Here is a 9,004-nt window from a genome sequence, read left to right as displayed (position 1 = left end):
CCCCGCGATGTCGAAAACCCACGCATGAACCCCCGATCTGTGCCCGATCTGTGCCCAAAGCGGCGCTTGCGCGGCCGCTTCCTACCCGCCAGACTCGCCAAAAAGGGCGGTTGAACTTCCTATACCCCGCGTAGCGTGCCGCATTTGCGCCTATGCGCTGACGGCACCCCCTGCGGGCGTGTTTCGGGCTAATAACGGAAGGATTTCAGCGGCTCATCGCCTGCCGCACTGAATAGGCGAAGACATTCGCACGCAGTTCGGCTAAGAATGTGGTTGGAGCAGACGCGCTGCTCTGGGGCGTCGAAACCCCTCACGAATGGCTGGTGCTGGCCAGAACGGCACCAACTCCTTGACCTATGGTCGGGGAGCCTGTGGCGTATACAACAGGCTTTCCGAGCTAAAGGCCATGGGGCCGTTTCGTGACGGTTTCGAACTCCCCGATCACCAAGAGTCAGAGAGAATCGTTTGCGGGGGCGCACCGCAGACAAAACTCTCTCGGATACGGGGAATGACTATGCGGGTTCCCGTCGAACTCGATCCCGATGTGGACGACATCGCGCCGACAGGCGACAGCATAACCGTCTATGACGAACGGCATTTCGTGACGTATCTGCGCCTTCTCGATGCGAAGGCCGAAGATGCGGACTGGAAGGAGGTCGCGCGGATCGTGCTGCACCGCGATCCGGTCGCCGAGGAACTTCGGTCGCGCCGATGCTGGCAAAGTCATCTGGAGCGCGCGCAATGGCTGTCGCGTGAAGGCTATCGGAAGATTCTGGAGCAGGCGGTAGCCAACAAGGTATGAAGATCGGAGACAATTTCAGCTTGTTTCTTGTCGCAGATTTCGGGATTGTTGCGACAACTACCCGCAAGTAGATTTACGCAAGCTATGGATGAATATAGGCAAGCTATGGATGAATATAGGGAAATAAACTGCGCGGCAATGCCAGTGCCGGCGGGTTTATCAGAAGAGGTGAAGGGATATTCGTGGGCGCGGAATAATGTCGGTGAGTCCGGGGGAGTGGTATATCGGCTCTACGGCAAGGCAGGTGCACCCGATCTCTTCCTGAAGCATGGTCGCGATACCGTTGCCAATGATCTCGTGGATGAGATGGTTAGACTGCGTTGGATGGCCAACCACATCGCGGTTCCCACCGTCACGCATTTCGTCAGCACTACCGACGAAGCCTGGCTCCTTATGACGGCCTTGGCAGGTGAAACCGCATATCAGGCTCTGGAAGCGCGTCCAGAGGAGAGAACGACCATTGTTGATGCGCTGGCGGACTTCCTTCGGACGCTACATGCAATTCCGATCAGCGAATGTCCATTTACCAGCGATCATAGCTATCGACTCGGACTGGCGCGCAAACGGATCGACGCCGGCTTGGTCGAAGAAGACGATTTCGATGAGGAACGCGAAGGCTGGACAGCAGAACAGGTTTGGCAGGAAATGCATCGACACCTGCCTTTCATGGCCGATCAGGTTGTCACACATGGGGACTCCTCGCTCGATAACCTTCTTATGGTGGATGGTGTGGTAATCGGCTGTATCGACGCAGGCCGTGTCGGTATTGCCGACCGCTACCAAGATTTGGCGATACTCTGGAACTGTCTCGGAGAGTTCGATGAGGCGTTACAGGACAGGTTTTTCGCCCGGTACGGCGTTCCTAAGCCAGATCCAAGCAAGCTGCTATTCCACCTGATGTTGGACGAGCTTTTTTGATATTAGACGACAGCTACCACGGCAAATGAAACACAGGCTGGCAGTGGCAGAACCACCAAACTCCGTCATTCTCGAAATTGCATCCCTTGCGAGATAGGGGGCGAGAAGCGTAAGTGCTATTTTTAGCGGCCCCTATCGATCTGACCGGCAAATACCATCACCGTCACGCAATTTCTAAAATTCTCTAACAGATCGGCCGGTCTCGGAGAAGCAAGGGGTTTCCGTGTTGCATGTCATTGTCGTAAGTGGCACAAATTTGCGACACGATTTTCGACAGATAGCGCTCGCAAACGATTAACGCTTGCAGGGTTTGATCGGGTAATGAAGTAACAGGCGATAGCCGCCGTGCATCATCTTGATGCCATGCGCAACTAGGCGGCGGGCCTTGTTCTTGCGCGGATCGTTCTCAAAATCCTCCTTCCTGCCGCGAAAGCCGAGCAGGACTTTGGCGATGGTGCGGTAGCTTTCGCCGCGGAACCGTGCGTCGAGCGCACGCAGGGACAGGATGTGCCATTGCCGGAGCTGGGCGGGGATCGCCCGGAAGTCGGGACCGGGCGCGCGGCCATTGAGGGACCGCCAGAATCGACGGACAGCGTGAGCGCGCAGCTCCAGAAAGGCGTCCATCGGTAGCGTGACGGCGTAAAATGCGGCGGTGTCCGGCACGGCCACGGGTAGCCAGAATTGATGCGCAACGCCGTCCGCCTGCCAGATGCCGTGCCAGCCATCGGCAGCGCGGCGCATATCGAGGCCGTCGAGATGCGCCAACGTCAGTACCGGTTCGGTGTCGTCGTCCTTGTGATTGACTGGCGACAACATCACGGCTTGCGGTTGAAGGCGCGGACTCCAGATCGGCGATTGCCGATCATGCGGCGCGTCGGGATCGCACGGGAAATCGCAAACCCCAGCGATGCGCGAACTCTTCGAGGTCGCGGGCAGCCGCCCCTGCGGTCAATGCGATGGTCCGGCAGTCCCGACGATATTCGTCGTTGCGGCGCAGGTATTCCCAAGCGAAACCAGCGGCAGGGATGTGCTTTGTGTGCCCGTATGCCGCCGGTGATCGCCAATCGATGTTGAGCATGGCGTCACCTCCCCGAGCCGGGATGCTGGGCAGCGCCCGGCAAGAAGAGGTTCAATCATCACTGGAAATATAGAAGCCGCTCAAAGCAGATACCTTGAGCGGCTAACCCGATCATTTTTGGTATTTTTGGCGACAGCCCGGCGACTCCGCGACGCCTGCCCGTATGAGGACGGACAGGCAGTCATGTTTTCACCTGTTGGAAAACACATGGACCTCGCCGTGCGCGGTCTCGATAGTGAACAGGTCGCCGCCCATCTCGGCGTCGCGCGCCATCCTCTCCCAATCGACATAGTAGCGCAGCGCTTCGGGGATCGTGACGCTCTCGGTGGTCAATTCCTCCATGTAGTCGGCGAGGCTGGCGAACTGACCATGATAGCAATCCTCCAACGTGGATTCGGCTTGGTCCATGTCGCCGCTGAACTGCTCCAGCAGGCCCGCGCCAAGTGCGCCATGCTCTGCGATGAAACTGGCCATCCGCGCCACGATGTCGATGCCGGCATATTCCGAGATGCTGACGCCCTCGAAGCCCTCGTAATCGTGAATGGCGTATTCCTCCGCGTCCTCGACAGGGGAACGGGCAAGCATCGCGGCAATCGCGCCCCTAATCTGGTCCGCGTCCTGATCCGCGTCGATCCAAGCGCCATGCAGATAGCCGTTGTTGTAGGCGGCAAGGCAAGCGACATAGATGCGGGGGGTACTGTCGGATACGTTGGTCATGTCTCTGATCCTCGGGTGGCGCAATGGCACCACGCATGTCGAATGGGATGCGGTGGACTTCATCGCCAAGCTGGCGGCACTGGTCCCGCCGCCACGCGCGCATCTCACCCGCTTCCACGGCGTATTCGCCCCGAATGCAAACCTGCGTGCGCAGCTGACGCCCTCGGGGCGCGGCAAGCGGCCTGCGGGCGATGCGGCGCCAGTGGACGTCAGCGCCCACGACGAGCCGCGCAGCCCCGAGCAGAAGCGCCGTGCGATGAGCTGGGCGCAACGGCTCAAGCGGGTCTTTTCCATCGACGTCACCGCCTGCGTCCACTGCGGTGGCACCGTGCGGATCGTCGCCAGCATCGAGGAACCTGCCGCCATCCGCGCCATCCTTGGCCACTTCGTGAAGCAGGGCGCGCGGGAAGAAGCGCACTACCGGCCCGCAGCGCGCGCGCCGCCGCCGGCCGCGTGACGAGGTGCCGGCCACACAGCCGGAAGCGAAAGCAGAATCCGATCCGATGCGGCCACGACCCCGCAGGGCTGCGCTCGGCCCTGTGCCGGGATTCGGTGAGAAATGGCTACGCACTGAGCCGCTGCGTGGCCCCGCGATGTCGAAAACCCACGCATGAACCCCCGATCTGTGCCCGATCTGTGCCCAAAGCGGCGCTTGCGCGGCCGCTTCCTACCCGCCAGACTCGCAAAAAAGGGCGGTTGAACTTCCTATACCCTTCACCGCCGCCTATGACGGGGAGGCTGCGCTGACCTTCGAGGAGTTCCGCCAGGAGACCTCGGGCGAGAACGCGCTGGAGCAGGTGCTGCAGGACCGCGCCGAAGAGCTGCGCCGCCAACTCGACGGCTCCGCCGCAGGCGAGGCCCCCGCCGAAGGCGAAGCGCCCGCCGCGCAGTAAGCCGCGAACAAATTGACGTGAAGAGGGCGCCGGAAACTGAACTGACCCCCGGAAGTTGGACATCCATCCAACCTTCGGGGTTTTTTTATGGCCAAGTACAGCCTGGCCTTTAAGCGTGAAGTAGTAGATGCCTACCTAGATCCTGATCAAGGGGATGGCATCAAGAGGCTGGCAAAGCGCTACGGCGTGCCTCGTAACCATGTGCGGCACTGGGTCGCACTGTTCAAGGAACACGGAGAGGCGGGTCTTAGCCGGAGACGCCGCCAGACCTATAGCCCTGAACTCAAGCTTGAGATCCTTCAGCGCATGGTGCGTGAGGAGCTGTCCTATACCCAGGTGACGGCCCTCTACGGCATCAGGAACAAGTCGAGCGTGGCGGCCTGGGAGCGTCAGTACAATGAGGGGGGTATCGAGGCGTTGATGCCTAGCCCAAAAGGCCGCCAGCCAGCCATGTCCGAACCGCCCAATCGGCCGCCACCACCAGTTCCAGACCGGAACGCGACCCATGAGGAATTACTCAAGGAGAACGCGTACTTGCGTGCGGAGGTGGCGTACCTAAAAAAACTCGATGCCTTGGTTCAAGCGAAGTCCACGACCCCGCCGACAAAGCGCGGATAGTGCTTGAACTGAGGCAGCAGCATGCTCTACCGGACCTGTTGGCCATTAGCGGCTTGGCCCGTAGCACCTTCTACTACCAGGCCAAGGTACTGGCGCTGGGGGATCGACGCGCCAGTCTTAAGGCAGCCATCCAAACGCTCTACGACCGCCACAAAGGACGGTACGGCTATCGCCGCATCACCGCGGCCTTGCGGCGCCAGCTTGGCGAGGCCATCAACCACAAGCTTATTCAGAGGCTCATGCGGGCCATGGGGCTCAAGTCGCTGGTCAGGCCCAAGAGGTATAGGTCTTACAGGGGTGAGGTCGGGGAAATCGCGCCCAACGTCCTAGAGAGGCGCTTCAAAGCTGATGAGCCAGAACAGAAATGGGTAACGGACGTGACCGAGTTCAAGGTCAATGGCGAGAAGCTGTACCTGTCGCCGGTCATGGACCTCTACAACAGGGAAATCGTGGCGTTCCAGCTCGATGTCCAGCCGTCTTTCAAGATGGTCCGCGCCATGCTGGATAAGGCATGGGCTAGGCGAAGGTCACGGCGACCGCTGGTACTTCACTCGGATCAGGGCTGGCAGTACCAGATGAGCGCCTTCCGGCGGCAACTAGACGAACAACAGATCACCCAAAGCATGTCCCGTAAGGGCAATTGCCTGGACAACGCCGCCATGGAGAGCTTCTTCGCAACCCTCAAGACCGAGCTGTTCCACTTGAAGCAGTTCACCAGCGTGGAGCAACTGCGCAAGGAGGTGGCTGAATACATTCACTACTACAACAACGACCGTATCATGCTGAAACTTAACGGCTTGAGCCCTGTACAGTATCGGCTCCGCCCATTAGCGGCCTAAAGATCGGAGGTAACAATGTGGCCTAAAGATGTTCGGGCTGAACGACGCATGGTCACGGGTGGCGGAGTGGCTTACACCCTGTATCACGCGACCGTTGGCGAACTGGGCCAAATCCTACTGCAGCCGCTCTCGACAGGGGGCTGTCAGATGACCTGTGAGGTCCTTGACCGGCCCGATGGCCTCAAGGAAGAAAGGACGAAGCTGCTGAAGCCACTGGAAGAACAGCTGCTGTCGGCTTTGTCTCCGCCATTATCGGCAAAACGTTCAAAATAAGAAGGCCGAGCCCAGCTAGTTCCGGGCCCGGCCTAGGTGACGCAAGCGGTAAACCGAGCCGTCCAAAATTTGGGGGTCAGTTCAGGAAACGGCGCCCTTTTTGCTTTAATGACCCGGTGAATGAGAACAATCAGGCAGTTTCTGCAGCTCTAGTTCCGGTTATCTCCACCAGGAACCGCGATGTCGAAATGCATCACGTCCTCGCGCGTGCCGAGCCTGGTGTAGAGGGCGATGGCGGGGTCGTCGCCATAGTCGGCCTGCACATAGATCACCCAGGCGCCGCGCGCGGCAGCGATGGCCCGCAGGTGCTCGATGAGCGCGGTGGCGATGCCCTTGCGCCGGTGGGCTTCCGCCACGGCCAGGTCGTAGATGTAGATTTCCGAGCGGGCCATCTCGAACTTGGCGAGCTCATAGGCGACCAGGCCCCCGGTAACCGTATCGGCTTCCCATGCCGTCAGGGCGATGACGTGGTCCTTCGACAAAAGCTCCGCCAGATAGGCGTCGCCCGGCGCGTTCGCCGCATAGCTGTCGGCGTCGTCGAAGGCCACGCCGAACAGCTGGTTCAACTGTCGCATGGCGGCGATATCGGACGGGCCCAATCGCCGGACCGGAACGGACATGGCTTTCCTCCTATCGCTTGCCCATGCCCACCGCGAACGCCTCGCGGCGCAGGGCGGGAGCGAGCTTGAGCGCCCAGAGCCCGCCGGCCCGCAGCGCCTGGGCCGGGATCATGTCGGCCAGCAGCGAGCGGAACAGCGTATCGACCATGCCGCCGGTGCGCCTGAGATCAGAGGCGCGGCGCCGCGCGTAATCGGCACTGACCGCCTCCGCCCAGTCCGGCGCCGTCCGGTCGTTGGCGGCCAGCGCCGCGGCGAGGTCGGCCACGTCGCGCAGGCCCAGATTGAGCCCCTGCGCGCCGATGGGGGGGAAGGCATGCGCCGCTTCGCCGACCAGTACGACGCCATTGCCGCCGGCGACGTCGACGCTGAGCGTGCTGAGCGGAAAGACGAAGGCCGGGCTCGCCATGGCGATGCTGCCGAACAGGCGCTGCGACCTGTCGCGGAAACGGGCGACCAGCGCCTCGCCGCCCTCTTGCTTGGCCGCCTCCAGCACGTCCCGGTCGTCGATCCACACCAGATTGGCCCTGTTGTCGCCCGCCGGCACCAGGGTGAAGGGACCCCGGGGATAGTGGAATTCGATGGAGGTGCCGCCGATGGGCCGGCCCAGGTCGAGGTCGCAGACCAGGGCCGCCTGGCTGAAGGCGTGCTCGCGCGTGCGGAAAAATCCGGCGGCGGCGCGCACCAGCGATTTCTTGCCGTCCGCCCCCACGATCAGCGGCGCGCTGAGCCGGCTGCCATCGCCCAGGGTGACACTGCTCCCCGCCATTTCGGTAACGCCGAGGTCACGCGTTTCCAGATTGGCAAGGCCCGAGGCGACGGCGCGGAAGCGCTCCAGCAGGCGCGCATTGGCAAAATTCCAGCCGAAGGCGGGCAGGCCCGCTTCGGCGGCCTCGAACAAGGTCTCCGGCGCACGGATCAGCCGGCCGGTGGCATCGATGATGCGGATGGCGGTGAGGGCATGGCCGAGCGCGGCCGGATCGTCCACGAGATTGGCGCCGCGCAGGTAGTCGACGCTGGGCATCATCAGCGCCGAGGTGCGCCGGTCGGGCGGGCCGGCGGGGGCCAGATGGATGGTCCTGAGGCCCGCGGCGGCCACGGCGATGGCGGCGGCGGCCCCGGCCAGCCCGCCCCCGACCACGATGGCATCGGCATCATGATTGCCTGTGGCGGGCGGGGGAGACGGTTTCATCGGGGCACTCGCGGTTCTGTTCGCCGCGATTCTATCACCCCGCCGCCGCCCGAGGCCAGCCGGCAGCTTTATTTTGGACGCTTTGCGGCATCATCGGCGGGGATAACGCCGCGAGAAACACAAAGGCCGGCAAAATCTCCTCAACGCCATCTTTTCTGTGCGCCCGGCTCTGCTTAGATAGGCAGACCGAGACTCGAAACGGAGCCGAAAATGCTTGAGCTTCTGGCCGATCCCAATGCATCACCACCTCGGGCACGCCGCACCTGGGCAACTACGTCGGCGCCGTGCGCCCGGCCGTGGCCGCCAGCCGTGCCGCGGACACGGAGAGCTTCTACTTCCTGGCCGACCTGCACAGCCTGATCAAGGCGCAGGACCCGGTGCGCACCCAGCGCTCGACGCTGGAGATCGCCGCCACCTGGCTGGCCTGCGGGCTGGAGCTGAGCGATCCCGCTGGGCGGGTTGCCATTGAGCCGCCCAAGCACCAAGCGTCGCACATCCGCAGCATCCGCTTCGACGGCGGCATCCTCGACGGGCAAGTGCTGCATTTCTCTCCCGAGCTCAACACGTTGATCGGAATCCGGGGCAGCGGCAAATCGTCCATCCTGGAGGCAGTACGCTACGCCCTCGACCAACGCCGCCACCGGCGACTACGGCGACATGATCGAGCTGGGCATCCTGGACCCGACCAAGGTGACCCGCAGCGCGCTGCAGAACGCCGCGTCGATCGCCGGCCTGGTGATCACCACCGAGGCGATGATCGCCGAGCTGCCGAAGAAGGAAGCGGCCGGCGGCCATGACCACGGCCACGGCGGCATGGGCGGCATGGGCGGCATGGATTTCTGATCCGGTTGGCCCGGTCGTCAGGGAACCGGACCGCGCCAGCGCGGTCCGATCCCGGCAACGACCCGACATCAAGGCCCCAAGGACGGGGCCGGAGCCCGGCAGCGATGCCGGGCTTTTTGTTGTGCCCGCGCCGCGGCAATGTCTGACGCGAAGATCAGAACGCACCGATACGAACGTGCGAACACAGGCGCAACACTGAGCAGCCGTCCCCGCA

General features: G+C 62.4%; 9 protein-coding genes and 3 pseudogenes. 7 read left to right on the top strand and 5 right to left on the bottom strand.

Annotation, left to right across the window (positions count from 1 at the left end):
• Positions 1-514: 514 nt before the first annotated feature.
• Positions 515-802 (top strand): DUF2285 domain-containing protein, encoded by a 288-nt coding sequence (locus WCE05_RS25305; protein WP_029074272.1) that lies wholly within the window; start codon positions 515-517, stop codon positions 800-802.
• A gap of 105 nt (positions 803-907) precedes the next feature.
• Positions 908-1,720 carry an APH(3')-I family aminoglycoside O-phosphotransferase gene (locus tag WCE05_RS25300; RefSeq protein ID WP_155712959.1) on the top strand — a complete coding sequence of 271 codons (813 nt, stop codon included), beginning with the start codon at positions 908-910 and terminating at the stop codon, positions 1,718-1,720.
• Between the two features lie 294 nt (positions 1,721-2,014).
• On the opposite strand, the gene WCE05_RS25295 is transcribed toward WCE05_RS25300, so the two are convergent.
• The 3 genes from WCE05_RS25295 to WCE05_RS25285 all read right to left on the bottom strand — a co-directional run bounded on the left by WCE05_RS25295 (position 2,015) and on the right by WCE05_RS25285 (position 3,515).
• Positions 2,015-2,536 carry a DUF2285 domain-containing protein gene (locus tag WCE05_RS25295; RefSeq protein WP_155712958.1) on the bottom strand — a complete coding sequence of 174 codons (522 nt, stop codon included), beginning with the start codon at positions 2,534-2,536 and terminating at the stop codon, positions 2,015-2,017.
• 46 nt (positions 2,537-2,582) lie between these two features.
• Positions 2,583-2,798, bottom strand: a complete 216-nt coding sequence (locus WCE05_RS25290; protein ID WP_080700689.1) for a DUF6499 domain-containing protein — start codon at positions 2,796-2,798, stop codon at positions 2,583-2,585.
• 189 nt (positions 2,799-2,987) lie between these two features.
• A complete protein-coding gene (locus WCE05_RS25285; RefSeq protein WP_029074275.1) occupies positions 2,988-3,515 on the bottom strand; it encodes an antirestriction protein ArdA in 528 nt (175 codons plus the stop codon).
• Here WCE05_RS25285 and WCE05_RS25280 point away from each other — a divergent pair.
• The gene (locus WCE05_RS25280) at positions 3,514-3,972 is read left to right on the top strand and encodes a transposase (protein WP_230964466.1); all 459 of its coding nucleotides are present in this window, start codon (positions 3,514-3,516) and stop codon (positions 3,970-3,972) included. The genes WCE05_RS25285 and WCE05_RS25280 overlap by 2 nt on opposite strands.
• 523 nt (positions 3,973-4,495) lie before the next feature.
• A protein-coding gene (locus WCE05_RS25275; RefSeq protein ID WP_155712957.1) for an IS3 family transposase occupies positions 4,496-5,865 on the top strand; the annotation gives its coding sequence in 2 pieces (ribosomal slippage) (positions 4,496-4,973 and positions 4,973-5,865; 1,371 coding nt in all).
• A gap of 422 nt (positions 5,866-6,287) precedes the next feature.
• On the opposite strand, the gene WCE05_RS25270 is transcribed toward WCE05_RS25275, so the two are convergent.
• Positions 6,288-6,758, bottom strand: a complete 471-nt coding sequence (locus WCE05_RS25270; RefSeq protein WP_155712956.1) for an AAC(3)-I family aminoglycoside N-acetyltransferase — start codon at positions 6,756-6,758, stop codon at positions 6,288-6,290.
• Positions 6,759-6,768: 10 nt separating this feature from the next.
• Positions 6,769-7,947, bottom strand: a complete 1,179-nt coding sequence (locus tag WCE05_RS25265) for an FAD-dependent monooxygenase (RefSeq protein WP_155712955.1) — start codon at positions 7,945-7,947, stop codon at positions 6,769-6,771.
• Positions 7,948-8,186: 239 nt separating this feature from the next.
• Between WCE05_RS25265 and WCE05_RS25260 the strand changes: the two are divergent.
• The 3 pseudogenes from WCE05_RS25260 to groEL all read left to right on the top strand — a co-directional run.
• Positions 8,187-8,384 (top strand): annotated as a pseudogene (locus tag WCE05_RS25260) (tryptophan--tRNA ligase); the annotation flags it as partial.
• 99 nt (positions 8,385-8,483) lie between these two features.
• Positions 8,484-8,546: pseudogene (locus WCE05_RS25255) on the top strand (hypothetical protein); the annotation flags it as partial.
• A gap of 31 nt (positions 8,547-8,577) precedes the next feature.
• Positions 8,578-8,790 (top strand): annotated as a pseudogene (groEL, locus tag WCE05_RS25250) (chaperonin GroEL); the annotation flags it as partial.
• Positions 8,791-9,004 lie beyond the last annotated feature (214 nt).

This window comes from Pseudomonas sp. I2 (assembly GCF_040984075.1).
Taxonomy (GTDB): Bacteria; Pseudomonadota; Gammaproteobacteria; order Pseudomonadales; family Pseudomonadaceae; genus Aquipseudomonas; species Aquipseudomonas guariconensis_B.
This window is presented reverse-complemented; position numbering and strand designations above follow the sequence as displayed.

What these genes read in the sequence shown, in the direction of transcription:
- WCE05_RS25305 (WP_029074272.1), top strand. Translation starts at nt 515, where the DNA reads ATGCGGGTTCCCGTCGAACTCGATCCCGATGTGGACGACATCGCGCCG.
- WCE05_RS25300 (WP_155712959.1), top strand. Translation starts at nt 908, where the DNA reads ATGGATGAATATAGGGAAATAAACTGCGCGGCAATGCCAGTGCCGGCG.
- WCE05_RS25295 (WP_155712958.1), bottom strand. Translation starts at nt 2,536, where the DNA reads ATGTTGTCGCCAGTCAATCACAAGGACGACGACACCGAACCGGTACTG.
- WCE05_RS25290 (WP_080700689.1), bottom strand. Translation starts at nt 2,798, where the DNA reads ATGCTCAACATCGATTGGCGATCACCGGCGGCATACGGGCACACAAAG.
- WCE05_RS25280 (WP_230964466.1), top strand. Translation starts at nt 3,514, where the DNA reads ATGTCTCTGATCCTCGGGTGGCGCAATGGCACCACGCATGTCGAATGG.
- WCE05_RS25285 (WP_029074275.1), bottom strand. Translation starts at nt 3,515, where the DNA reads ATGACCAACGTATCCGACAGTACCCCCCGCATCTATGTCGCTTGCCTT.
- WCE05_RS25270 (WP_155712956.1), bottom strand. Translation starts at nt 6,758, where the DNA reads ATGTCCGTTCCGGTCCGGCGATTGGGCCCGTCCGATATCGCCGCCATG.
- WCE05_RS25265 (WP_155712955.1), bottom strand. Translation starts at nt 7,947, where the DNA reads ATGAAACCGTCTCCCCCGCCCGCCACAGGCAATCATGATGCCGATGCC.